The organism is Desulfobacterales bacterium (genome assembly GCA_034003325.1).
In the GTDB taxonomy this organism is placed as follows: domain Bacteria; phylum Desulfobacterota; class Desulfobacteria; order Desulfobacterales; family JAFDDL01; genus JAVEYW01.
Genome location: JAVEYW010000004.1, coordinates 188,710 through 213,806 on the forward strand (window position 1 = coordinate 188,710; position 25,097 = coordinate 213,806).

General features: G+C 49.3%; 18 protein-coding genes. 5 read left to right on the forward strand and 13 right to left on the reverse strand.

What is annotated here, in order from left to right:
• Positions 1-553: 553 nt before the first annotated feature.
• Together RBT11_05800 and RBT11_05805 are read left to right on the forward strand one after the other, a co-directional pair.
• Positions 554-1,396: an amidohydrolase family protein gene (locus tag RBT11_05800; GenBank protein MDX9786264.1), complete on the forward strand. Its 843-nt coding sequence runs from the start codon at positions 554-556 to the stop codon at positions 1,394-1,396.
• Positions 1,397-1,425: 29 nt separating this feature from the next.
• Positions 1,426-4,572, forward strand: coding sequence for a sigma 54-interacting transcriptional regulator (locus RBT11_05805; protein MDX9786265.1), 3,147 nt, complete (start codon positions 1,426-1,428; stop codon positions 4,570-4,572).
• 79 nt (positions 4,573-4,651) lie between these two features.
• On the opposite strand, the gene RBT11_05810 is transcribed toward RBT11_05805, so the two are convergent.
• The 9 genes from RBT11_05810 to RBT11_05850 form a co-directional block, all read right to left on the reverse strand.
• Positions 4,652-5,164, reverse strand: coding sequence for a YbhB/YbcL family Raf kinase inhibitor-like protein (locus RBT11_05810; protein MDX9786266.1), 513 nt, complete (start codon positions 5,162-5,164; stop codon positions 4,652-4,654).
• A 135-nt stretch (positions 5,165-5,299) separates the two neighbouring features.
• Positions 5,300-5,830 carry a hypothetical protein gene (locus tag RBT11_05815; GenBank protein MDX9786267.1) on the reverse strand — a complete coding sequence of 177 codons (531 nt, stop codon included), beginning with the start codon at positions 5,828-5,830 and terminating at the stop codon, positions 5,300-5,302.
• Between the two features lie 8 nt (positions 5,831-5,838).
• Positions 5,839-6,195 carry a MoaD/ThiS family protein gene (locus RBT11_05820; protein MDX9786268.1) on the reverse strand — a complete coding sequence of 119 codons (357 nt, stop codon included), beginning with the start codon at positions 6,193-6,195 and terminating at the stop codon, positions 5,839-5,841.
• 161 nt (positions 6,196-6,356) lie between these two features.
• Positions 6,357-7,646, reverse strand: coding sequence for a MaoC family dehydratase N-terminal domain-containing protein (locus tag RBT11_05825; protein ID MDX9786269.1), 1,290 nt, complete (start codon positions 7,644-7,646; stop codon positions 6,357-6,359).
• Positions 7,647-8,227: 581 nt separating this feature from the next.
• On the reverse strand, positions 8,228-9,334 hold the full coding sequence (locus tag RBT11_05830) for a 2Fe-2S iron-sulfur cluster-binding protein (protein ID MDX9786270.1): 1,107 nt from the start codon (positions 9,332-9,334) through the stop codon (positions 8,228-8,230).
• A gap of 17 nt (positions 9,335-9,351) precedes the next feature.
• Entirely contained in the window at positions 9,352-10,242 is an 891-nt protein-coding gene (bzdQ, locus tag RBT11_05835) for a benzoyl-CoA reductase, bzd-type, subunit Q (GenBank protein ID MDX9786271.1), read from the reverse strand.
• Between the two features lie 99 nt (positions 10,243-10,341).
• The gene (locus RBT11_05840) at positions 10,342-11,121 is read right to left on the reverse strand and encodes an acyl-CoA dehydratase activase (GenBank protein ID MDX9786272.1); all 780 of its coding nucleotides are present in this window, start codon (positions 11,119-11,121) and stop codon (positions 10,342-10,344) included.
• Positions 11,122-11,355: 234 nt separating this feature from the next.
• Positions 11,356-12,699, reverse strand: a complete 1,344-nt coding sequence (gene bzdO, locus RBT11_05845; protein MDX9786273.1) for a benzoyl-CoA reductase, bzd-type, subunit O — start codon at positions 12,697-12,699, stop codon at positions 11,356-11,358.
• Positions 12,700-12,747: 48 nt separating this feature from the next.
• Positions 12,748-13,875 carry a 2-hydroxyacyl-CoA dehydratase gene (locus tag RBT11_05850; protein ID MDX9786274.1) on the reverse strand — a complete coding sequence of 376 codons (1,128 nt, stop codon included), beginning with the start codon at positions 13,873-13,875 and terminating at the stop codon, positions 12,748-12,750.
• A 519-nt stretch (positions 13,876-14,394) separates the two neighbouring features.
• Here RBT11_05850 and RBT11_05855 point away from each other — a divergent pair.
• Together RBT11_05855 and RBT11_05860 are read left to right on the forward strand one after the other, a co-directional pair.
• A complete protein-coding gene (locus RBT11_05855; GenBank protein MDX9786275.1) occupies positions 14,395-14,916 on the forward strand; it encodes an SDR family NAD(P)-dependent oxidoreductase in 522 nt (173 codons plus the stop codon).
• Positions 14,917-15,895: 979 nt separating this feature from the next.
• Positions 15,896-16,405 carry a type 1 glutamine amidotransferase domain-containing protein gene (locus RBT11_05860; GenBank protein MDX9786276.1) on the forward strand — a complete coding sequence of 170 codons (510 nt, stop codon included), beginning with the start codon at positions 15,896-15,898 and terminating at the stop codon, positions 16,403-16,405.
• Between the two features lie 82 nt (positions 16,406-16,487).
• Here RBT11_05860 and RBT11_05865 read toward each other — a convergent pair whose 3' ends face one another.
• Positions 16,488-18,206 carry a cytochrome c3 family protein gene (locus tag RBT11_05865; protein MDX9786277.1) on the reverse strand — a complete coding sequence of 573 codons (1,719 nt, stop codon included), beginning with the start codon at positions 18,204-18,206 and terminating at the stop codon, positions 16,488-16,490.
• Between the two features lie 339 nt (positions 18,207-18,545).
• Between RBT11_05865 and RBT11_05870 the strand changes: the two genes are divergently transcribed.
• Positions 18,546-19,064 carry a MerR family transcriptional regulator gene (locus tag RBT11_05870; GenBank protein ID MDX9786278.1) on the forward strand — a complete coding sequence of 173 codons (519 nt, stop codon included), beginning with the start codon at positions 18,546-18,548 and terminating at the stop codon, positions 19,062-19,064.
• 274 nt (positions 19,065-19,338) lie between these two features.
• Here RBT11_05870 and RBT11_05875 read toward each other — a convergent pair whose 3' ends face one another.
• The 3 genes from RBT11_05875 to RBT11_05885 all read right to left on the reverse strand — a co-directional run bounded on the left by RBT11_05875 (position 19,339) and on the right by RBT11_05885 (position 25,051).
• Positions 19,339-21,102: a PAS domain-containing protein gene (locus RBT11_05875; GenBank protein ID MDX9786279.1), complete on the reverse strand. Its 1,764-nt coding sequence runs from the start codon at positions 21,100-21,102 to the stop codon at positions 19,339-19,341.
• A 6-nt stretch (positions 21,103-21,108) separates the two neighbouring features.
• Positions 21,109-22,113, reverse strand: a complete 1,005-nt coding sequence (locus RBT11_05880; GenBank protein MDX9786280.1) for an ABC transporter substrate-binding protein — start codon at positions 22,111-22,113, stop codon at positions 21,109-21,111.
• A gap of 112 nt (positions 22,114-22,225) precedes the next feature.
• Positions 22,226-25,051: an MASE3 domain-containing protein gene (locus tag RBT11_05885; GenBank protein ID MDX9786281.1), complete on the reverse strand. Its 2,826-nt coding sequence runs from the start codon at positions 25,049-25,051 to the stop codon at positions 22,226-22,228.
• Positions 25,052-25,097: the final 46 nt, after the last annotated feature.

The following is a 25,097-nucleotide window of genomic DNA, read 5'->3' on the forward strand; positions in this document are numbered from 1 at the left end:
TGATAGCCAGCCTAAAAAAAAATATCCAGAAAAAAAGCGCCTCTCCTTTACAATTTTGGCCCATTGCGCCCGGGCCAACCCCTATGAGTCCTATCGCGTCTTCCAGGTGAGTGAAATGGGTCCCCCCAACACAGTGGCCATGTCATTATCCAATATTTCGTAGATAGCACCGGCTTCTGTATCTTTTTTTGGGTAAATGAGCGACCGACAAATTCATGAATCCGTTCCGGTTAGCTCGCAAAATTTAACTTCAGGATTTCGTTCCGACAGCGACAGTAGAGGTTCCTTCCGACATCGCCCCTTTGTTTTTTCCCAGAAAGCGGTGAGTTAAACCAACACAGGTATATTTTTTGCATTCATTTGGGCGTTATGGTATTGGTAACCACTGAGTCGGCTGATCAAAGTGAGACTTTGAATTTCAACGGTTGATCGATCCATAAAATATCAACGAAAAAAACGAACAGATCTTCCATCACGCCCCAGATGCTAACTTTCATGTTATAACGAATGGGTCTAAATCGTTTTTAATTTTCGAAATGAGGTATTGCCCCCAATGAAATACTACGATGCGCATGTTCATATTCATACGCTTTCCATGAATATTCTCGACGGTCTTTATGAGATACAACGAAATGATATCATGGGATTTGTGGCACTTATTTACCCCGATTATCCCAACGATCTGTCCATCGTCCAGAAAATGTTTCCCTCTTTCTTTCATGACCACATTTCTCATGAAAACTTTGCCACCGAAAAAGAGTTTTTACCCCTCGCCGCCAAAGTAACCAATCTGGAAATCCTTCCATATATCGACACCCGATTCGTTGAAACGGATGCGGACGCAACGATTAAAAAATACCGGGAAGCCGGATGGAAAGGGTTGAAAATCATTTATGTGCCCGAGGAATGCCCTGTCCTCAATATCGGTGGAATGGCGCAAGCCTTTGGACGCAGCATGAAAGCCTCTGAAAAACATGTGTCCTCACAAATCGAGACCGCCTCAAAACTCGGCATGCCCGTGCTGCTTCACGCTGACCTTCGACGGTATGCCGATTTTGCCGCGGAACAGATTGAAACATATCCGGGAACCAATTTCAACATTGCTCACTTTGGTTTTTCTAGACGTGAGATCACCCGTTTTTTAGATAATTACCCCAATTGTTATAGCGACTCGTCTTCTCTGACGCCCTACTTCAAAAAGGAACCGAAAAATTATCGCGACTTCATATCCCATTACCAAGATAAAGTTTTATTCGGCAGCGATGCTTTATTTTGTTACCCGGGAACGCTTTTAACGGAAAAAAATGCGATGCTTGACCTTGTTGAGGAACCAGAAGTTCGAAAGAAGATATTCGTTGAAAACTATCGTCGTTTTCATCATCACGATAGCTGTTAACATTATTTTAGCCAATCGGAGACATGGTTATGACCAGTGGTAAATTGCAATCTTTTTTTCAAGGATTAGATGAACTGGAGAAAGACGTGTTGCATTTGGCCACTCTTTTCGGCGAAACTTTTTCCTTGGACAATATTCTTGAAAATATCGACATCAAACCATCTCGGTTACTGACGTTGATAGATGAAATGATCGATCTTGGCATCATCACAAACACCTCCACAAGCATCAAGGGGTCCTTTTCCTTTGTGCATATGGCGTTTTTATCCCTCATCATCAACGCCATACCGGATGATAAACGAAAATTACATATTGATAAAATCGCAGCTTTCCTGGAGCGCAACCTGCAAAGCAGCAAGGAAAGTGCCATCGCCCTGTCCAATCTTTATATCGAGTGCAACAGAAAATACAATAAACTTGATTACCTGCAAAAGGCCGCCGATTTGCTGGTATCGGTCCATATGGCAGAAAAAGCCATTCCGCTCTACGAAAAAATTATCGAATCGTTATTGGTGCCGACCCGTGATGAGCAGGAAACCCCTATACTGATTGAATCCTTGGTCAGTTATGCGATGCTGGTGGTTTATATTCAACCCAAGCATAACTTGCGTTCGATCATTACCGAGGTCCTTTCCATCGCCATTGAAACAGGAAACCAAAAGGCTGAGGCCATCCTTGAACTGTGCCTTGGTATTCTGTTTCAACGGAAGGGCAAAAGTGAAGAATCCATTCTTCATTGTGAAAAAGGATGGGGAATCGCACAAAAATCAAACGATATCGAGCTGAAAAAAACCGCCTCAAAACTTCTGGCGCTATCTCTTTTCTACCGCGGAAAAATGACCGATGTCATTCAGATCTACGAAGAAGAGATCGGAAACATTGAAATCATATCCAGCGACTTGAATGAAACATGGTGCTGTCTCAGGCTGGCCTGGTGCTATGGGATTGCCGGCCGAATCGGAAGGGGGCTGGGGCTGGCACATGCGGTTATGGAAAGGGCCAAATTAAAAGGATTCCCGCAAACGGAGTCCTTTGCCCATGGTGTCATCGCCCTCATCCTCCTGGAGGCCCGACGCCTCAAAGACGCGCAACCCCACATTGATGCCGCCATAGAAATCTGCGAGCGAATCAACGGCGATTTTATTCTGTTTATGATGAAACCGTGCAAGGCCTATATTAATTACGTCAATGGGGATTTAAAAGATATACGGGAGTTGGTCAGCTCCGGGCTATCTTACATCAAGGACAGATCCCTTCATTACCCCTGTCCGTGGTTTCTCGAAGTCTTGTTCGCCTTTGAAAAATTTAAATGGAAAGCGATCGAAGGATATGCATTTAAGTCCGTCATTAACAGACTGATCAAGTGGCCCGATATTTATATGCAAGGGGCCGCCTTCCGATACTTGGCGGAGTCTATCCCTTTTTCCGAAGAAACAGAAAAGGAAATCGAGCAACTTTTGCTGAAAAGCGATGCGCTTCTCCGTGAGGCCGGCGCTTGGGTCGAATCGGGAAGGGCACAGATTGAACTCGCGAAATTTTATGTCAACACCAAGAATATCTCAAAAGCCAGAAAATTCGCCAAGAGCGCCTATCGTGTCTTGACGGAAATTGACGACGCGCTTTTCCCCTCACACATGGGCAATTTAATCCCTCGAAAATTCAAAGACAGCATCAAGGATCATGGGTTATCAGAACTGCTGACGGCCATCGACCTTCTGCCCGACACGGATAAATATCTGGGTCGGGTGGTAACCATTTTGACCGATCTATTCGGCGCCGAGAGAGCCGCCGTTGTGCTGTTACCCGGGCAAACCCAAAACAGATCCTTTAATTTTATTGCAACCCGTAACTTTACACCCGAGGAAATAGAACAGTTCCAAGATCATGCCATACAGGACCTCGTGTTGACGGCGGTCGCCAAAAAAGATTTTATACTGCTTTCGGACCGCGACGATAATAACCTGATTACCGATTTAAGAAAAAACGGAATTTATATTCGATCGCTGGCCCTTGTCCCCTTGATATTTGATAACGATATCGCCGGCCTTGTTTATCTGGACAATCGGCTGTTATCAGGCATTCTTTCCAAAAATGATGTTCAAGTCCTTAAAAATATCGCGATTCAACTTAGTATCGTTTTAAAATCCTTAGATATTTATTCATCCGCACATGAATTCTCCAGGCCGGTTACCGATCATTTCAGCTCGGCGGAGTCATCGGAAAATTTTGAGCTTACCTCGCCACTGATTATCGGAAAAAGCAAAGTGATTCACGATGTGCTGGTTGATGTCAAAAAGGTGGCGGGCACGGACTCAACGGTTCTCATTTATGGGGAAACCGGTGTGGGAAAAGAATTGATCGCGCACGCCGTTTATCAATATAGCAGAAGAAATAAGAAGCCCTTTATCATCGTCAATGTCTCCGCACTGACAACCAGTATCATCGAAAGCGAGTTGTTCGGTTATGAAAAAGGTGCCTTTACCGGCGCCGTCGGATCCAAACCGGGCCGGTTTGAATTGGCCAATGGGGGAACCCTCTTTCTGGATGAAATCGGGGATCTTACGCTGGATGCGCAGGTAAAGCTGCTTCGCGTGCTGCAAGAAGGCGAATTTGAACGCGTTGGCGGCAATCGCACCATTGTCACTGAATTTCGACTGATTGCGGCTACCAATAAAAACCTGTACGACATGGTGACCAAGGGGGAATTTCGCTCCGATTTATATTATCGGATCAACAGCTTCCCCATCAAAGTGCCGCCATTACGGGAAAGAAAGGAAGATATACCGGCATTGGCGCTTCATTTTATGAATAAATTCGCGACAAAAAACAAGAAAGACATTAAGAGTATTCCGAATTCAGAAATGGAAAAGCTCATGCGCTATCCGTGGTATGGAAATGTGCGTGAACTGGAGCATGTTATTGAAAAAGCGGTGGTGTTATCAGACGATGAGAAGCTTAGCATCAGTGATTTATTGCCATCCCATTCCGGGATGCCGATGGCGTATGGCGCACCCAATAAGCTTGCGCCGTTAGAAGAAATCGAGCGGGAGCATATGATAAAAGTTCTAGATCACACAAAATGGCGAATCAGAGGGAAAAACGGCGCCGCAAAAATTCTCGGTTTAAAGCCAACCACGATGGAATTCAGAATGAAAAAACTCGGCATCAACAAATAACCGCGGCAACATGCTCGCCAAATCAGTTGCAACCATCGTTCTTGCGGCTATTGCCATTTTCCCTCTAATACATCCTATTTCAGCCGGCCGGCAGCGGCTCTTTGGCGGGGCCGTATGTTGCCATCAGCGTTGCGCTTGTGATCGTGACCGGCAACACCGTCTTAACAAACTCAACATAATCGGCGTTTTCAGGTATATCCAACGCCGTCTTCAGCGCATATAACGTAAACACATATCGATGCGAACGGTCCGGGGGCCAAGGGCCGGCATAATGATTTTTATGGTGTGGGCTGCCGAAGGTTACAAAATCACTGTTCAGTTCTTTGGCGCCCGAAGGCATCTTACCGCCGGGGCTTGCCCCTTCTGGTAACCCCGTTTCATTCGGAGAAATATTATAAACCATCCAATGAGCAAAAACGCGTGGAAATTGGAATTGTTCGGGCACGTCCGGATCCGTTACGGCAAGCGCCAAGCTTTTTGTCCCTTCGGGCACATCATTCCAATTAAGGGGGGGGGAAATCATACTTCTTTCCGCATATTTCTCGGGGAGTACACCCCCATCCTCAAAAGCGGTCGATTTCAGTGTAAACATATGCTTATCTTCCTCCTCTCTGTAGTTTGCAGGGCCAAAATACCTGTGGGACCGATTGCATCGCGACGGTTCACAATCTATTTTTAACCGCTGAGCCCATCGGCCGGGCCTTGTCCCTAAGGTATCCCTCTTGTTTTATTGATCGATCCCTTTGAAGATGGCGTTTTCATCTTCAAACATGCGCTTAAACTTTTCCTTGGCGTTTTCTCTCATCTTATCGGCCTGTTCCTGGCTTAACCCGTTTCCGGATATCCAGCTTTCAAGCAGACGCCCCCCGGGCTGCCACATCGCAACGGTTTCACGTTCAAAAATCCAGGCCCTGTTTTCATTCTCAACCCCCTGAGACAAGAGAATCTTCCAAACTGCCTCTTTTTTTTCGACGTGGCAAAAAATACACATCACGCATTTGCCGAGCCCGAATTCCGCAATCGGTTTCCGGTCATATTTAATCGCCGGAATCACCTTTTGTTCGACGAAAGGATCGAGATTTTCAACCAGGGCATCGAATTCTTCTCGTGTTCCAAAAAGAATCCATTTTCCCCAGCTATCTAGGTATTCCCTGTTGGTCAGCGGAGTGCCGTTAAAGTTGATATAATTGTATTCCATATGGACATGCGCCCACGGCAATACAAAAATGAAATGAGATTCCGGCCGGTCGATGATCATTGGGGTGATTATCCTCCCGCCAAAAGAGGGATAATATAAACCATATCGCCCGATTTTAATTCCGTATCAAGATAATTAAGATGCCGGACGTTGTCGCCGTTGATAAATATGATGACATCATCGGATATATTGGGGGGGGTATAGAGGCCGTGCGCTTTAAAGGCCGGATATTCATCCGATACCATTTTCAACAACTTTTCCAGAGAAGCGCCTTGTTCAATGCTCAAGAAAAGTTTCTCTTTATTCCCCACTAAATCCGATAGAGATGGCGCAAGCTTGAGGGTGATTTCCATGGTAACGGCCAATCTTCTTGCAGTGGCACCCATTTTCGTATCGACACGCGGTAATGGGTTCTCAGCGGCCAACGCCCTGTCCGGGGAAGAACGCTTCCCCGGACAGAACACTGTTTTTTTTTCTCTAATCCAATTAGGCCCTTTATCAGAAACATGCTCGAAAAAGCGTGTATCATTGAAAAAGGTTTTTAGCTGCCAAGCAGCCCAGCCGCCCAACTTCCGGCTTTGCCGGTTTAGATGGTACCTTCTTTGATCATCTGGTCGAGCGGCTTGGCTACCAGAATCTCCTTTTTCAGGGACTCGGCGGGCTCGGGATAAACCACCGGGCCGAATTCCTTGGAAGGCAAGATCACCGTTGACATATGCGGCGTTACGGACCATTGATCTCTCTGGTTTTTGGCCCAGGCTTCGATGTCCACACAGCAATGATCGCCGACTTTATATTTCTTGACGACTTTCCCCTCAAACCTGGTGATATCCCCTGCCAGGTTGAAGGTTCGCAAGTCCCCGCTCATTTTCCACAGGAAGCCGTCATCGCCCATCCAGTTGGTAAACAGATTACACAGCCAGCTCATGCGCTGATTGCCGTAATCATAAATGCGGTCGATACCGATGGTCTGTGCGAACGGATCGAGAATATGCACCAGTTCCGGAACATCCCCTGGGTTATCCGCCTCACCGGTATCCACATATTCCAGTGTGTGCGGATGACGTTTTTCATATTCATATTCAATTTTATGGCAACGAATGTAGGGCGATCCGCCACCCATCAACCAGCCGATAATATCCCGAACACTCAAGGGTCCTTTGATCATCGGGCCGACCTGATCACCGACCTGTACATCTTCCCAGTATCTGGGCTCTGCGCCGCGGACTTCTTCATTCTCGTAAAGGTCAAGTATTTCCACCCACTGTTCTTTGGTATATATGGGCTTGGGAATATTTCTGAATTTCTTGGCCGACCCGGCTCTGCCTCTTTCCACCAACACGATGTGCTGCTCTTCTTTTCCGACAATCTCCCCATTTTGATTGACATACATCACATCCCCATAGTCAATCCATGTTCTGCCGGCACCCATTTTGCCTTCTTTGGGAACCAGATCCCGGAAGACACCGACGACCCGGTACTCATCACCCGCTTTGATCGGCTTATACCATTCCCAGTTGCCACCACTGTAAAACCCATGAACGCCCGGTCCGCCATAGCCCATATTGATCCAGTTGATCGTATACAAATAAGCGCCCGGCGCAATCACCGTGCCGTGTTTCGTTTTTTTTGCATATTCTTCATCGTTGAAAAGCGGATTCGAGTCCCCTATACCTTCAGCAAAATGCCGAATACCGTCTTTTGTGGCCTGTCGGTTGTGAAATATCGATCGGGGAATATACGGTTTATTCGCGCGGTCTCTTCGTCGTTGCTGCGCTGCCTCAGTGTAATCTTCGTGTATTTCTTCTTCGCTTTTTCCCTGTTTGCTCAGTGCAATGAGCCTTGCATGGTTCGCCCATTTATTTTCGTCACCCATTTCATGCTCCTCTCTTACTTAAATATAGTTATATAGTTGCCGATTTCGGCATTGTCGTAAAAAGCCAAAAACCAAATGATTCAACCCATAGTATCGCGATCAAGGTATCGTGATCAAAACATATATTAGTTCCACACATATGATGCTGTATCAATATTTCAAGCTTTTACGAGATCACCCATGTCGCTAACCTCGTATCATTCACCACCGGGATTTGCAAGGCGACGGTACGTGATTCACCCCTCAACACCCTACCGGCTTTTTCACAATCCGACGCTCGCCACCGCATATTCGGCCAAAGCAGCGGACACAAGTGAATTTTATTTTTAAACAACCAAATCACAATCAGTCAACAAATAAATGATATAAAATTCAAAAACATTTTTTTAAGGCAGGGCAAGAAGGGGGCTGAACGAACTGCCGACCGGCATATTGAACTCATTCATAAAAAAAGAAATACCCTGAATCATGCCTTCCTGTCGGCGCCACCAAATAATCCGCCGACAAAAAGACCATTCAGGGTATTTTTTTAACATCCCTGACGCCAGCCTTGGGTCTTTTTCCAACTCGGTTGGCCGATATCAGAAAAGATCGTCCAATTCTTTGTTTTTTTCGGGCAGATCACCATGTTTTTCCATATGTTGTTGAATGAGCTGCCTTTCACGCATCATAAACATCGGATCGACCTCATAATTAAAGTACAAGGTCTCATCTGCGTTTTTCAGTTCCTTTCCTAAATCCTTCCTTAGGTCTTGGCTGCCGGAAATCTGAATAACCACCTTGTTTTCATTACACAATTTAAAAACACCTTCGACTTCGGGCACACTATCCAAATTGTCCCCGGATAATACCGTCCACGCATCTTTAGATGGCGGTAAAATGGAAGGCGTAAGACCCAATCGCTCTTTTGATTTCTTTTTGGTTGGCTGTTTTTCCCGAATGGCGCCGGTCGGGCATACATCCGCACAAACAAGGCAAAATTTGCATCCCGATTTCTTGAGGCTGGACTCGACCATCCCCACGATAGGCGACCCATGGTTGAAAACGAACCCGAGCGCCTCTCTTTTCGAAATCTCCCGACATGCCGCAACACAACGCATGCAGTTGATGCAAAGCGCGTAATTGATACTGAAAACAGGGTTGTCATCCACTACGGCTGCTGAAGCGGCCGCATAATTCATCCCCTCCGGAACGCCGATGAAAGATGCGACCTCTTTAAATTCACAATTGTGAAATTTCCAGCAACATCGGTTTGGCTCCGGGGTGTTCATGGAACAAATTTTCCGATCGCACCCGTCGGACAAATTACAGGTGATGCAAGTGACCGGATGTCGGCTCTTTTCCATGAGTTCGGCAAGGTTTTGCCGACGCTGTTTTTTCACGGCGTCCGTATCCGATCGAATAACCATGTTGTTCTCAACGGATACGCCGCATGCGCGGGAAAGGCCCTCCTTTCCCGCGATCTCCACCAGACATAGATTGCAGCACGTATTGCCCTTGGATGAATCATGATCGATTCTGATGTCTCCCCGGTAAACATGCGTGACAGGCTCTATGCCGTCCGCTGTGCCTGTCGATGGATGATAGCACAAATGAGGAATGTAGAACCCTGCTTCCAGAGCCGCCTCAAGCACCGTTTTTTCATCCGATACCATTATCTCAAGACCATCAATGGTGATACGACACATGGCTTCCACCTAACTTTTTATTTTTTATTTTTCTCGTACAGAACCTTGGCGAAAAGAGCGGCGCCCAGGGCACCGGCGATTTGATAATCGACCTTCGTCTTTAAGGCTTTCACGCCGATTTCCCGTTCGATTCTCTCCACAACGCCTCTGTTTTTCCCGATGCCGCCCGTGATGACAAAGTCCTCTTCAACACCCATCTCTTTAATCTGCGCGCTTACGCGACTGGCCATGGCGCCCGTGTATGCCGCCAAAATCTCATTGATGGGAATTTTATTATACAGCATGCCCATCACTTCCGTTTTGGCAAACAGCACGCAAATATTGGAAATTGGCGGCGGCTCTTTATCCACCTGCAAAGACAGCTCACCAATATCCTGAATGGGAACACGCAACAGGTCCGCGATTACCTCCATCCCCCTTCCGGTTCCCGCGGCGCACTTTTCGTTCATCGAAAAATTGAGCACCTTGCCCCGGTCATCACACTTGATGACTTTCAAGTCCTGTCCGCCCATGTCCAGCACCGTGCGCACCGTCGGCCCATACATAAAATTGGCACCGCGCGCATGGCAAGCGATCTCGGTCACGGCCTTGTCGGCAAAGGGAACCTTGGCCCGGCCGTAGCCCGTGCCGACCGTAAAATGAATTTTCTCAAGCGTGAGTCCGGTCCCTTCCATGGCCCAATTGATCGCATTGATCGCACTTTGGGGGCTGTTGTGGCCGGTGCGCATACTAGCGGTCGCATAAAGCTCTCCATCCAATAAAATCACCGCTTGCGAGCTCACCGAGCCGACATCAACGCCGGCACTGATGACCTTGGCATCTCTCCAGTCTTTATCCTCAGCCTTCCAGTTGTATTCGTCCCATCTCCAAAATTCTTTTTTTTCTTCTTTTTTTGCCGCATTTTCCATGTGTTTTATCTCCCTTAACCCGGCTTTGCCGGAAGCTGTTAGCTGTGAGTTCATCGCTTCAGCCATGCTGATCCAATCTGTTAGAGTGACCGCCTTCTATTATGCTTTTTGAAGCGTATCCACGGCCAACAGCGCGGCCCCATAGGCGGCTATATATTCCGGATTTTCCATGCGGACAAAGTCCATTCCCAATTCTTTTTTCAAGGAATCCAGCATCCCTTCGTTGTACGCCACCCCGCCCGTAACGGTCACGGGCGCCTCGACTCTCACGCGCCTTGCCATCGATGAAATCCGGCCGGCCATGGCATCATGAACCGCTCGGCAAATATCATTTCGGGCCGTCTCCTCATGAATCAGCGATACCACTTCCGATTCCGCGAAAATAACGCATTGCGCATTGATGGGAATCGATTTGGTGGACTGCAAGGAGGCCGTCACGAAGTCTTCCAATGAAACCTCCATCGCCCGGGCCATGGCCTCCACAAAAGACCCGGCGCCGGCCGCGCATTTTTCGTTTACCGCAAAATCAACGACCTTGCCGGTGCCATCGCATTTGATGGCCATCGCGTCATTGGCGCCGATATCGATAATCGTGATAATCGAAGGGTCAATTGCATGCACACCGCGGGCGATGCTGGTCACCAGCGTCGTATCCTTGGCGGCGAAAACCGCACTTTTGGCGCCGGCGCCGGTCGCCAGAATATAATCGATTTCCTTTTCCTTGAAACCGTTCGTTTTCAACGTATCCTCAAAGGCATCCCGGATGGATTTTTCCCGGTCCATTTCCATCAGGCCGCTGCCCTTGGCGACAATCTGATTATCTTTCAAGACGACGACTTTGACTTTTTTGGCCCCGACATCTACTCCGACTGTTATCATTTTTTTTATCCCTTTCGTTATGATCTCGTAAGTTATTCTCCGGGCGCGGGAGAACCCGCCGCACGTTCTGTCTTAAATCTTCGGGATTCATTCGTTACAAGACCACCCCTTTAGACCCTTTATCAGAAACCTACACGCTTTTGCGCGTATATTCGCCAAAGGTGAAAGATGGCTTTTATGCATCCCAGCATCCCAGCATCCGGCTTTGCCGGATTAGATTTAGATGATGTGATATTACTTTAAGCCCAAGGTCTCCATGAAGGTGTCGATCCGTTTTATGGTTTCGGCTTCATCAAATTCGCGCGCATCCCCCATGTTTCCTTCAAAACTCATCACCGGAATGCCATGTTCCGCAAGATACAGCCGTTGTTCGGCAACGCCCATCGAAAGCCCTTCGCAACCACGGTTATAATGGATCATAATGCCGTCACAATGCCATTGCTCGTACATTTTCTTCATTCCCCATGCTTTCAAGCCATTGTCCTGCATATTGTTGAACCACAGATTGGAAAGCAGAAAATCCGCCAAATGCCACAGGCACGTATCTCTGTCCTTGATCTCGATGCCCCGTTGTTTGGGGGTTTTTTTTGGAACCAGCATGCCGTCTTCCGTGATATCCCATGCGAACATCAGACTCGCGCTGTAATAGGAGCCGATACAGACACATCCATAATTTTCAAGATGCCTGAATATTTTGAGAAAGCCCCACGGCGGCTGAATATCATCCATCACGCGCGCTCTTTCCGTCGGCACGGCGGCAATGCCGCGATTGACCCGATCTTGCACCTCGTCTTTGAGTTCGTTGTAAAACGCCCTGAAATCCGCTGAGGCTTTATTCAATGCGCCGAGCACATACAGTGAAAACATGCTTTTCTGATCCAGCGGCGCGGGAATGGCCTTATTCAGCATAAAGATCTCCGGCCAAATGGTCATGTTGGCAAATTGATTGTCAGCCGCTTCAAACAAAAGCTCATCCTGATAGGGACGCCCCAGGTATTTTTCAATTTTCTCTATATGGGAATGAAGCTGGTTAACCACGTATCGAATACCATTTTCATTGGGAGCAGCATAATAGTTGCCCGTTTTTTCATTAAATTTGAAATATGGGCCGATGGCGCAATCCGTCACAAAAACCGGGCGTCCCTTTCCCTCGATTCTGGCCGCCTCCTGGTACCATTTGCCGTGGCTGCAGCAGGAATGAAACTGCCAGTAAAGGTCGGGCTCCGGGAAAGCACCGCCAAAGGCGAAACTATTCAACAACTTCGACCCCCAGTAGTTGCGCATATAAGCACATACATCCCTGGGATAACCGGCCTCCTCGGCGGCCGCTTGGCATTTTGCCGCAAAGGGCCGGTCAAACGCAATACTGGCCCCATAGGGTTCACCGGTCAGGGGATAAACATCCCGGCCAAAACCGGCCATTACCGATTCCAATCCGGCGGCCCCGCCGCTCCAACGAATGCCGCCGCTGTCATGCGCACTCGCATAATCTTGATAATATTTATCGCGAAGCTCTTTTCCTTTTGCCCAGCATTTTAGCGGCTCTGATGGGTATTTTATTTCCAGATCAAATTGCATATCTTTGCCCTCCGTTTGATAATATCCCTTTGCGAATATAGTAAAAATCTAAAAAAGTTCGTCCCCGGACAAGGTTTCCAAAAAGGCGTCCACCCGAATTCGCATCGGTCCAAGGGGCACCGTTACATCAAACTCAAGACAAAGCGTTGGAATATTGTTTTGTTCCAACATATCCAGCAATGCCACCTTATCGATCTCGTGCGGATCACAAAATTTCTGTTGCACAATAATGGCACCGTCCACCCTGTATTCCTTTGCGAACTTCAATATCCGATCAAACCGCCTTCTTTCCGGCCAGTCCTTGCTGGGGCAGGGGGTTCTTTCAACATACCGTTTGGCGAGCGACAGGATGGGATCATCGCCCAATTCTACCTCATCCCAGAAATACCGGGATCCCGTGCAATGATCGTCGCAAACGATGGTAGATCCGCGCTCTTCCACCATATCAAGGAACTGCATATCGTCATCCTCACTGCCGATAATCATTAATCTCGACTTGGGGTCTCGCTCCTGCAATCTGTTTTTAACGCCGTTCCGTAAAAATTGATCCAGAATCGCGTTATGCTCGTTCTTGTCGATCACTTGGCTGGATACGACCATGCTCATCGCCTCAAGACCGGTTACGGGCGGATGATCTGCCTTTCGCAGTTCATAAACATCCTTCAGCAAGCGCCGGCTTCTGTTCACCACCTCGATCCCGCGTACCAGATCTTCCTTGGAAAGTTCATGCCCGATCCATGTTTCCACGGATTTTTTAAACTTGACGTATTCCTCGGCAAGGTAGGGGACGGATTCCGGATTTTGAACACCCTGGGGCATGGGCAGAACATAATGGAAATCCCGGGGTCGATGTTTCTGCCAACTGTAAAAGCTCTGGCGAATATGCAGACAGGATTGCGCGATAACAATTCCATCCAAAAAATCATAATGACCCTTGAGCCCCTGCGCCAGAACGTCCCGGCAAAACGGGCAATACATGGCGAACAAATGCGGCTCGGTAACGCTTTGCGGTTTATGATCCCCTAAAATTCTGACGGGAAGGATGTTCGCTGCATAGAAAATTTCCTCCGGCACATAGGTGCACAGGTATCCCACGACCTTTCCACCGGTATCCTCTTTCCACTTTTTGGCATATGCCAACCTGTCATCATACCATTCTCGAAATTTTTCTATCATCGCCTTCTTCCTTATTTGAGTTTTTTGTTATAAAAGTCCAAATAATTGGATCAAGATACCTGTTATTTTGTTATGCAACATGCGTACCAATTTCTTTTAACGTTGTTTTTATTATATATAATTATTTTTTAAGCACAGTTTGATTTAATTTTAGCTCCATTATTTTGGATTTTTTACTAAAAAGCTAATTTATTACGGCCAACCGCCCTTTTTCTTTGATGTGCCGGCTCCGCAAACCGCCCTTAACAAAACCCGTCGGCCGCCTAATGGTTAATGTTGCAACATTTATACCATGCATATATCTAATTGTATTCTTTTGGTATTGCGAATAAGCCGGCACCAAAAAGCAGCTTACCCCCTCCATTATTTTGGACCAACTATTAAAAATCCAAAATTTGAGGGGTTAAAAATCGCATTTTTGCCTTTTTTAGACATAAGGGTTGTCTAAGAAGGGTGAACATACTGCGGGAATAAAAATGACGATATTTTTCAGACGGGATTAACTCAGGAAAAACTTTTATGAAAAAAAACCGATATGGCAGAATCGTTAATATCTCCAGCTTGATGGGGTCTTTTTCAGAAACAACCGACCCTAACTCGGTGTACTCGGAGCTGCTTTCGCCGGCCTATCGGTATTTCAAGATGCTGCTAAACGCCATGACGGTATTACTGGCCAAAGAATTGCGGGACACCAATATCCTGGTGAACACCACCTGCCCCGGCTGGGTGGGTACCCGATTAGGCCCTTTCGGCCCTTTACCAGAAACATGCACGCTTTTGCGTGTTTATTCGCCGAAGGTGAAAGATGGCTTTTATGCATCCCGGCATCCCAGCATTCCAGCATCCGGCTTTGCCGGATTAGGGAGAGAGCGAGCACCTGTCATGCCGGAGCAGGCAGCCGTCACACCGGTGTGGCTGGCCACATTGCCGGATAACGGACCTACCGGAGGCTTTTCCGGGAACGGCAACCGATTCCCAGGTAACAACACACCAAAGGAAGCTGCTCTTACCCCCATTCATCCGTCACTCGGGAAACCGTAGCCTCTTGAGCCAGTTTCAAAACGCCCCATTTCGGCCGATCTCTGCGTTGCGCTCAAATTTCAATCCTCAAAATACTACATGTATTCCTACGGTTGAAATTTTCGCGCGCCTTGACCTCGACCGAACTGAAACGTTTTGAAAATAGCTCTCTTATTTTCTTTTCGTCATATTTTCCTGCCTTCGTTCCATTACGCCTCTTCTGTCACCCGCTGACCTTCTTTCGGGGAGATGGAACGTGTAGGAAAACTGACGACGATCAATCCCGAGCCTCAGACCACAATATTTATTTTTGTTATCAATCATAATCACCTCGGTATTGCAGGTGGATCGCGATCATCCTATCGTCACGAAAATCAGTGCCTATGGTCGTGCGGGATATTAATACTATCAGGATGATGCGGTTCTGCATGGTGATGGGGGTGATCATGGGCCGTGGTATCATGTCGATGCGTATGCGAATGGATGATAATCTGCCCGGTAGCGTCGCAACTGCTGCAGTTTTGCGCGCTGATCTTCCCGGTCCCCATGCATTCGGGACATTCTTCCATTCTCTGGTTGTTGATTTGCTCCTTCATTATTCTCTCCTTTCAAGGTGTTGCGCCGAAACGACCGGTTACGGTCATTGACTATTTAAAGATAAATCGCAGCCACTGATCAAACCATAGCGTATAGACAGTATATGGCTTATTAATGGCAGGTATTTTAAATCGCTTCATTTTTTGTTATTTTTTTAACATTAGATAAAACGACCACGGGAAAACTTTTTTTAAAAAACCATTTTTCAGTCGCTTGATGAGGCGCGTTTGGCAGGTCTTCGACCCGTTAGATCAACGGGTTGAACGCAACGGCACCTTAACTTTCGGCAACCGCTTATAATAAGGTGGATACCGTATCGTCAGCGCCGCTTATTTGCGCTACCCTCAATTCATTCCTGAAAACCGTTGGTTTCAATAAAACCGAACCGAAAGGAGGATGTCCCATGAGTAAAATAGCCGTCATCATAACAGACTTGTTTGAAGACTCGGAATATACGGAGCCCGCCAAGGCATTCAAAGCAGCCGGGCATCAATTGATCCATGTGGGGTTGACCCAAGGGGTAACGGTAAAAGGCAAGAAGTCGGAAACGCCGGTGAAGATCGACAAAGCCGTTAAAGACGTAACCGTTGAAGATTTCGATGCCCTTTTGATTCCCGGAGGGTACTCGCCGGACAAGCTAAGGGTGGACAAGGATGCGGTGCAATTTTCCAAATCCTTTGTTCAAAGCGGCAAACCGGTTTTTCTTATCTGCCACGCCGCCCAACTGCTCATAACGGCGGACGTGATAAGAGGACGGAAGGTGACCGGATGGCAATCGATTGTTCAGGATATCAAGAATGCCGGCGCGCAATATTCCGACCAGGCAGTGGTTGAGGATGACAACTTGGTTTCGAGCCGCCATCCGGGCGATTTACCCGTATTCATAGAAACTTCGCTGAAAAAATTGCAGTGACCAGGCAGAAAGAAATCCACGCCGGAATCATCACCATGGCGTTCCGGCGTGGACAGGGGGCGCTTATCAATCCATATTGCCTCTATCGAGCCAGCGTGAGCCCTCTTTCCGGCCTGCTGAAGTCGTGGCAATTGCTGCAGTCATATTTCTTATCTTTAACGTGCTTATCATGAATGACCGCAAAACTTTTGTCTTCCTTTCTTCCGTGGCACTGTAGGCATACGGTGGACTTGTCCGCCTTTAGCTGGTACCCCAAATCCCCCTTCATATCCATGCGGGTTGTATTGCCGTGACAGGCTGTGCACTGAAGGGCAGCGAATGCCGGATTAATCCCATGGTTGAGGAGCTGATAGGTGTCTGTGACCACCCAGTCATAGGCCTCATCGGCAGGGTATCCCATGGCGGTGAGCCCTTGCTGAATGGCGGTGTTCACATTTCCCGTGGTCTTGAGATACTCAAGCGTATTCAGGGCAATTAATCGATTGTCGGCTGTGGTTTTGGGTTGAACGGCCGTTTTGTATTTGAACGGGTAAAGCTTTCCATCGGTAACATCCCCCAAGGGGATGGATGTCGGCCAGGTATCGGTGCTCTCATTATACGTCCGGCCGGCATCATCACCGAGCAGCGCATTGTCGCTTTTTCGGTTCCAGAACTTGTAGGTCGGGGACAGGTCCGTCATCTTTTCTGTATACGGATGGCCGGGAAGGGCCGAGGCATCGGCCGGGCTTCCGTCATGGTGGAATTGCCAATCCCGATAGATTTCCGTGGCTACCTTCCCATAGACCGGAATATGACAGGTCTGGCAGGCCACTCTCGCCACATGGTCGTTAATTTTTTGGGTGTCGTGTCCTTCGCGGGTATTCTTATCGGTGTGGCAGGTCAGACAGCTTATTTCCGCCCCCCGTGACAAATCATCGGTAGCCCGCAAGTCCGAGCCTTTGCCGATGACTTTGTGGTTGTTAAACACATGGCAGGACTGGCAAGCCAGGTCGGCTCCGGCGCCGTTCATGTGTACATCAAAATTGCGGTCGACATTGGTTATTGTGGCAAGGGACAGATCACCTCGCTTGACAGCGTCACCACCGCCGGCCTTGGCATGGCATGCCAGGCAATTTGCCCGGGTGGGCCGGTGCACATTTTGAACAAGACTGTTGCTCGGGTTGACAACCCCCATGGTGCCGTCAGACAATCGGACTCTTTGCGCGGCGTAAGTGTCGTTATGACACATCAGGCAATCAACGTTCTCCGGATTGTCGGCTGCTTTATCGGGCCGCAGGCCACGGCCCGCGTGACAGGCACCGCACATCGGCCAGTTGCCTTCAATGTTGATACAGTAGCTGTTGACCGCGTTGGTAAGTTTGCCCTGGCGAATTCCGGCACCGTTCACCATGTCCGGCGCATCCCCCAACCACTGATAATGGGTGGTCTGCAGCATCTCTCCGGCCTGCTTCGCATGGCAGGAAAGACAATTGGCAGGGTAATCCGCGTATGTCAATCCTGCATGGGGACCGGTACCGCTGTTATCGTCATCGGATATCAGGTCTGCACCGTTACAATCTTGATCAATCCCGTCATCAGCAATTTCCGGTGCCCCCGGGTATACTGATGCATCGCTGTCGTTGCAGTCTTTATTGGCTGAAAAACCGTCTTTATCGGCGTCAATATTTTTACTTGCCCTTTGTACAGGAGGTTTGTTGTCGCCCTGATCGGATTTGCCATAGGCAGTGGTCCCCAACAGCATCAGGCTAGCAAGGATCAGAATGTAGACGAAGACTTTTGGCCCGCTTTCCCAGTTTTTCATTTTAAATTCCTCCATAAAAATAAGCATGTTGACCGATCGCGCCCCCCCCGAAGCCGTCATGGACGGCATGCTTGGTGTTGCGGATCGGTCCGACGATTTCTTGGCCTTATAGAGTATGTGAAATATTTTGTCTATACAAAATTTTGAATAGATTCGGCAAAGGGCGTCATGCCCATACCCCCATCCATTCTCTTACTTCAATTAACTTGCTGAAAATAAATATAATATCGGTTAGTCAAGGTATTTCATGGGGGAGGTCAGTATAGGCGGGCATGGCGTTTAGTTGGACTGCCTATGCACAATAGTTGACACCTTTTATGCAAAACAGGCAATCATTTGATGATCAATTCCATTTGTGGTACAAAGGAATCCGTTAGATTCGCCGGGTACCACTATTATTCCAATCTAAAATTATACTGGGCAATGAAGCTGATGGATTCAGGCAACAAACGGGAAGATACATTCCTTATCAACGAAGTGTCCCGACGAGTCGGATTATCTCAGAAACGAATTCGGGAATACGAAAAGGGCGGCCTCGTAAAGCCCGAACGTGAATTACGGTCCAATAACCGCCGATATTCCGAATCGGAGATCAACCAGATCCTTAGAATTAAAGAATTAATCCATGAGCACGGTTTCACGATAGCATGCCTGAAATATTTTCTATCATCCGCCCCGTGCTGGATCATTTTTAACTGTCCGGAGAAAGAAACCTGCCCGACTTACAGCAACCCCCGAACGCCTTGCTACGAAATGGTCAAAAAAGCTGCTGTTCAAAACGAACTGAAGAACTGCCAAAGCTGCCCCATATATCTTAACCGTAATGAGCAAAAAATGCCGCTTCTGGCAAAACCATAATTCCGGCTCTGATCAATTGTAGATCAGGGTATCTGGTGATCCGGTCTGCAAGGTGAATTTCTGCAGATTTCCACCTCGATGAGGGCGAATTCCGTATTCGATCTGCAGATACCGCCTATTCGCCGTTTTCAAGCAAACTACTTTCGATGGTCAGGACAATCGCATGTAGAAATGAACAGCCGGGAGCGAAAGCCTTGAGGTGGATCGGATGGAAGCTGCGGCACTGTTTGAACGCGTTCCGCGTGAGTTTGCCGCAGTTGGAATCCGATTTTTCTCAAGGCTGAAGCGGCCTATGGGTTACATACGATTGCCTTGTTTCGATGGTCGGTATCGATGCCGAAAGGATCGTCCCCTTGCCGGGCGCGGAAAACACATCAAAGGTGCCCTTGCAGATTTCAACCCGTTCTTTCATGCTGCGCAGCCCGAAGCCGGATACCATCTGATCCATCTCAAGCGTTTGACGGACATCGAACCCGCAGCCATTGTCATCCACCTTTAGCAACAGCCGGTCCCACCCCATGGCCAACTCGATACGAACCTTGTCGGCACCACTGTGTTTGCCGATGTTGGTCAGCGCCTCCTGAACGACACGATAGACGATCGTTCTGATTTCATCTGCTATTTCATCCTGCGGAATCGCGGCGTTAAAGTCCACTTCAATTTTCGGAAAATATTCTTTGAATTTTTTTATATTTTCAGCCACAGCCGCTGTCAAACCGAATTCATCGAGTGCCGGCGATCGCATTTGATAGGATATACGCTTGCTCTCTTTGATGGTGTCGGCCAGATAACCGATAATTTGCTCAAGAGAGAAGATGCCTTCAGGCGGCAATGCCTTTGTTTCGGCCACCCTGGATTCCAGCAACAGTTTGATTGCGGACAAGCTGCCGCCGATGCCATCGTGAATTTCCTTGGCCAATGCCTTTCGATCGTTTTCCATGACGGAGATATTTTGCCGGGTCAGTTCCTGAAGCTCCCTGTTGCGCAGCCGCAACTGAGCGGTACGCTCCGATACTATATTTTCCAATGATTGCATCATGTTTTTGATCTCACGAATGTCGCGCCAGGTGACAATACCGCCTGTGACCCGACCGGCGGCGTCCCGTATCGGTGCGGCCGTACACAACACGGGCAGCTTTTCACCCCGATCGGTCACTTGAACGAGCTCCACATCCTTGACGATTTCACCGCTGCGAACGGCTCGCACAAGCGGCAGGTCATCCACCACCAATGGGCTGTCACCATCGGCGGAATAGATTTGCAATTGCGCGACCGCTTCCGCCACGGACTTACCCTCATTAGCAACACCATACACCTCTTCGGCGTGGCGGCTTACCCGCTTCAGGGTCAGCTTCTCATCGGCCATCACAATGCCCTCCGGCACATACGCCATCATCGCCGAGAGCATCCGGTCGCCTTCTTCCGCCCTGGTCAACGCCCGGCGCAACTCCTCCTGCAATCGCGCCAGATGCGCACCTGAAAAAAAAGAAATGGCGGCATTTATAAGGATAAGGGCAACTATCAGGGCAAAGGTCAGAAGGCCGGCATGTTGACGCGAGGCAAGAATTCGGGCGTGGCTGATATCAATCAGCCGTTGGGCGTCATCCGAGATAACCTGCGTTTCCATCCAGAGATGAGAGACAAGAAGATTATATCGCTCAATCGCATTGGATCCTTTCGGTTGGAAAGAATCTGGAATCAGCTTTTCAAGCGTTTGTCCCGCATCGCGCAAGTTCGTTTTCATCTGTCGAAGAAGGGCTTCTTCACGGGCATTGATGCCGGTGATGCCACCTAAATGATCGGCAAGGGACTGTTGCGTCTTTTTAATCTGGTGAATACGGCTCGGGTCCTGCGAGCTTGGAAACCTCGCCGACAATAATGACAGGGCTTGGGCCTTGTCTTTCATCATATCGAAGACCCGGATGCGCTCGACTTCCTTGTCGATGCCTCGAATGGCGGTAAAGAAAGCGACCCCGAACATAAGAGAAATGACAAGGGATACCCCGACGCTCAACAGGATTTTTCGCCGTATTTCCATATCAGCCTACCTGTATAGTGTGACCAATTCAGGCGCTACCGCGTCCATTACGTCGGTATGCAGGTATTGCAAGACATCGGGTGGCACTTCGGTTCTTCCCGCCTTTTTCAGTTTCCACTGAACATAATTTTGCAGGGCATTGACCATGGACTGGTTAAATAAAACTTCCAATCGGGTTTGCCGCCAGGACGCTTCAACAAATGCCGGATCAAACCCCCATTTGCGGGCAACGAGGCGTTTTGCCTCAGCCTCATCGGATCGCACAAACGACTCTGCCTTCAGTAAGGCGGAAAGAAGCCTTTTCAACGGTTCGGCCGATCGGACAGCGCCGTCCTTCATAGCCAGGATCCAATGGTAGTCGAGGTTATTCTGGCTGGACCAGGAGACACCGTTCGCGTCCAGACGCACGGTCGCCTCGTAAGCGAAAATTTCGAAAGCCGAGACTGCATCCACCTCCCCGTTCAACAGGACCTCGACCTGGCGAGCCGGGGCAATGTTCACGGCCGTAACCTCATTTGGCGAAATGTTTTCAATCAAGAGAAAAGTGTAAAGGAAATAGTCGCTTACCGTATCCGCGCTGAAACCGATGCGCTTTCCTCTCAGATCGGAGGGCGTTCGAATGCCCCTATCCTTTCTGGCCACGATTTTACTTCCCTCGGTTGTACCGATGGATGCCAGAACACGAAGGGCGGGATCTTTCAGCACTTCAACGGAAAATGCGACATCTGCCGCAGTAGCCACCCGGGCATCCCCCCGGCACATCGCTCTCAATGCCTCCAATCCCGACGGATAAGGTTGAATCGAGATATCGAGACCCGCCTCTTTGAAATAGTTCTTTTCATCCGCCACGGCAATCAGGCCGGAGTAAATCGCTGGAGCAACCGCTATGGACAACTTGAGCGGGGGCCCCCAGGGCGACCTGTCGACACTGGCCACGCCCGCCCACAAAAGAAGAATAACGATCACCGACAGCGCGATCGCCCCTATGACTTTATGCGGCGCAATTCTCATCCGTGCTCCCTTTAAAACAAAATGGCGTTAATGAGCAGCCTCTCATTCACGTGCCGGACATCCCCCGCTACCTGAATATCGGGGGTTGCATCGCCGCGAACTGCATCGTCAATCAGTTGCAACCGGCGGTGTTCGCCGGTCCATAGATTGCCTTCAGTAATTCAGCCGAGGATGCGGTTTTGTTCACCACTTCGTCCGCACCCGCCTCACGCATTCTCAGCGTAATTTGCTCATCCTCATGCATCGACAGGCCGATGATGCGCACGGCGGGCCACCCGGCCTTGATCTGCCGGGTCGCCTCGATACCGTCCATTATCGGCATCGAGATGTCCATCACGACCACATCCGGCAGAAGCTGACGGACCTGTTCGATGGCTTCCCGGCCATTGGCGGCCTCACCCACCACCCGGATCTCCGGTTGCCCGGAGAACAGCCCGATCAACCCCTTGCGCATCACCTTATGATCGTCGACAAACAGCACCCGGGTGCCACCGATTTCGTCGTCAACGGGTTGTTCGGTCGTCGTGCGACGTTTTCGAACGCCGGCCGGTGCTTCCGGTGCTGTCGCTTTTGTCATTCCGAGAGGAACACTCAGGGTGAAACGGCTGCCCCGTTCCGGTGCACTTTCGATCGTAAGACATCCGCCGAGCGCGTGCGCGCGCTCCCGCAAACTGATCAGCCCCAAGCCGGACTTCACCGAGGCGGACTGCAGGATTTCGGGGTTGAATCCCCGGCCCTCATCACTGACGGTGATAACCAGTTTCTCGTCTTCCTCCGAAAGAAGAATGTGCGCCGCTTTCACCCCGGCATGCTTGACCACGTTGAACAGCAACTCCTGCGAGGCACGGAAGAAGAAACGCTTCAGGGGTTCAAATTCAAAGCGTTTTTGTGTATGGATTTCCAATTGAACCTGTACCCCGAATTGCTCGTTCATTCGGCGGACCAACCACTGAAGGGCGGTAAACAGGTCGGAATGGTGCAGCACCGGTGGACTCAACTCGTGAGACAGACGACGCGATTTGCGAATGGATTCCACCAGCATTGCTTCCACCTTTTGTAGCATCGGTTCAGGTGGCAGGTTCTCATAAGCGCACTGCAAGTGGAGCTTGGCAGCGGCAAGGATTTGCTGAAGATCGTCGTGCAGCACCTGAGCGATGCGCTGCCGCTCCAGCTCCTCGGCCTCAGTCAGTTCCACGGCCAGGGCCTGAAGCTGCCCGGCGCGGGCCTCGGCCAGTTTGCTGCGTTCAGCCACCTGCTGCAACAGCGTGTCATTCAACTCGATCAGCTGTTTTTCCGTCTGTAACCGTTGCATGGCCACAGCCACCTGGTCCGCGACCGATTTCATCAACGTGGTTTCATCAGGGGCAAACTGAGGCCGTGTGCTGGTTCCGAAGGACAAGGTGCCGATCAGTCGGCCCTGCGCCAGCAGCGGATGACAGCAATAGGCCTGAACGCCAAAGGATTTTACCAGCTCGGTCCGCGGATCATCACTGCACTGAATGTTTTCGACAATAATACGTTCCCCTTCGCGTGCGACACACCCGCAGACCGCTACGCCAAATTGAAGTTCCCGGATCGCGGCAGCAGCCTCCTCCGGAATGCCGGCACTCGCATTGAGATGCAATAATTCGCCCGGTGATTCGACGATATAATTGAAGAAAAACTGGCAATCCAGGTGCGTCATAACAAGCCGGCAGATCTTATCGACGATCACCAACGGGTCTTCGGCGCGCAGCAAATTTTCAGCCACTTTGGCCAAAAGCTCCAGGCGCTCATGACTTCTTTTGAGCAGGTTCGCAGCCTGCATGCGCCCGGTGATATCCCGGAATACGAGCACCACCCCCAGCATCCGTCCTTTGGCATCCTGAATGGGTGCGCCGCTATCGTCAATGGGGATGTCACCGCCGCCCCTTCGAAGCAGCACCGTGTGGTTGGCAAGTGCTTCAATCCTGGCGCTTTTCAGCACCTTGCTCACCGGGTCTTCCACAACCGCCCGGGATTGTGCATTGACAATGCGGAATATGTCTTTTACCGGTTTTCCAACGGATTCGTCCATGGGCCAGCCGGTCAGGTCCTCGGCCACCTTGTTCATAAAGGTGACCCCGCCGTAGGTATCGGCAGCGATAACCCCATCCGCGATGCTTCTGAGCGTCGTTTGCAGCCACTCTTTGTTTTGGTGCAACTCCCGGAAAAGCAGTTCAAAGGGTTTCGCCAAGCCGGTTTGTATAATCGCCCGATATATCAGATAAAAGGAAACGATCTTGAAAAAATGCCCGAGCATGTTTGAAAAACCGTATACACCGGCATAGGCGGTAAATAAAAGCTCTGAAAGCGCCTTTATGCCGATGGAGGCCAGCAGCAGGAAAAGGATGTTGGGGTGGAATCGGTGGCGGTGTTTCAGAAGGAATCCGCCGGAGGCCGACAAGATCAGAATGATGATATATTCACTGACCCTTTTGAAAGGGGTCAATCCGCCGGCGCCTTCAAGAAAACAATCGGGGAAAATGCGCCAGTATAAAATCGTAACCAGCAGAAAAAGGACGATCAGTGCGTAACCAAGAAGATAAAAAGCCGCATTGATCCGCCGGCGCAACATCAGGGGGGCCGCCAGCCACGTCAAACTCTCAAGATAGCGCGCGGCGATCCACAACTGAGTCGGCGCGTTGGCATCAAAACCGTGCAGGAGAGGCATCCCTTTATATGCAAAGGTATGCGCCAGATCCAGCATGCCGATAAACAAATAAGCCACACCGATAAACAGCAGATATTGATTATCCAGATACCGCCGGCAGTTCCAGGCCACCATGAAAATGCCGCAGGCGATGATAATCGAAAAAATTTCGGCGATGCTGTGAAAAAGCAGGTAATTGTAACGGCCACAGACATAAAGCCCGGCCAATAACAAAAGCCCTAAAAAACCTGTGATCACATGACGCATTATGCCCTTTATCAAAAACATGCACGAAAAAGCGTGTATCAGTGGA

Excerpts from the sequence above, each read along its gene's own strand:
- RBT11_05800 (MDX9786264.1), top strand. The coding sequence starts at position 554 with ATGAAATACTACGATGCGCATGTTCATATTCATACGCTTTCCATGAAT.
- RBT11_05815 (MDX9786267.1), bottom strand. The coding sequence starts at position 5,830 with ATGATCATCGACCGGCCGGAATCTCATTTCATTTTTGTATTGCCGTGG.
- RBT11_05825 (MDX9786269.1), bottom strand. The coding sequence starts at position 7,646 with ATGGGTGACGAAAATAAATGGGCGAACCATGCAAGGCTCATTGCACTG.
- RBT11_05805 (MDX9786265.1), top strand. The coding sequence starts at position 1,426 with ATGACCAGTGGTAAATTGCAATCTTTTTTTCAAGGATTAGATGAACTG.
- RBT11_05840 (MDX9786272.1), bottom strand. The coding sequence starts at position 11,121 with ATGATAACAGTCGGAGTAGATGTCGGGGCCAAAAAAGTCAAAGTCGTC.
- RBT11_05810 (MDX9786266.1), bottom strand. The coding sequence starts at position 5,164 with ATGTTTACACTGAAATCGACCGCTTTTGAGGATGGGGGTGTACTCCCC.
- RBT11_05885 (MDX9786281.1), bottom strand. The coding sequence starts at position 25,051 with ATGCGTCATGTGATCACAGGTTTTTTAGGGCTTTTGTTATTGGCCGGG.
- bzdQ (MDX9786271.1), bottom strand. The coding sequence starts at position 10,242 with ATGGAAAATGCGGCAAAAAAAGAAGAAAAAAAAGAATTTTGGAGATGG.
- RBT11_05850 (MDX9786274.1), bottom strand. The coding sequence starts at position 13,875 with ATGATAGAAAAATTTCGAGAATGGTATGATGACAGGTTGGCATATGCC.
- bzdO (MDX9786273.1), bottom strand. The coding sequence starts at position 12,699 with ATGCAATTTGATCTGGAAATAAAATACCCATCAGAGCCGCTAAAATGC.
- RBT11_05830 (MDX9786270.1), bottom strand. The coding sequence starts at position 9,334 with ATGTGTCGTATCACCATTGATGGTCTTGAGATAATGGTATCGGATGAA.
- RBT11_05855 (MDX9786275.1), top strand. The coding sequence starts at position 14,395 with ATGAAAAAAAACCGATATGGCAGAATCGTTAATATCTCCAGCTTGATG.
- RBT11_05860 (MDX9786276.1), top strand. The coding sequence starts at position 15,896 with ATGAGTAAAATAGCCGTCATCATAACAGACTTGTTTGAAGACTCGGAA.
- RBT11_05875 (MDX9786279.1), bottom strand. The coding sequence starts at position 21,102 with ATGGAAATACGGCGAAAAATCCTGTTGAGCGTCGGGGTATCCCTTGTC.
- RBT11_05880 (MDX9786280.1), bottom strand. The coding sequence starts at position 22,113 with ATGAGAATTGCGCCGCATAAAGTCATAGGGGCGATCGCGCTGTCGGTG.
- RBT11_05865 (MDX9786277.1), bottom strand. The coding sequence starts at position 18,206 with ATGAAAAACTGGGAAAGCGGGCCAAAAGTCTTCGTCTACATTCTGATC.
- RBT11_05870 (MDX9786278.1), top strand. The coding sequence starts at position 18,546 with ATGATCAATTCCATTTGTGGTACAAAGGAATCCGTTAGATTCGCCGGG.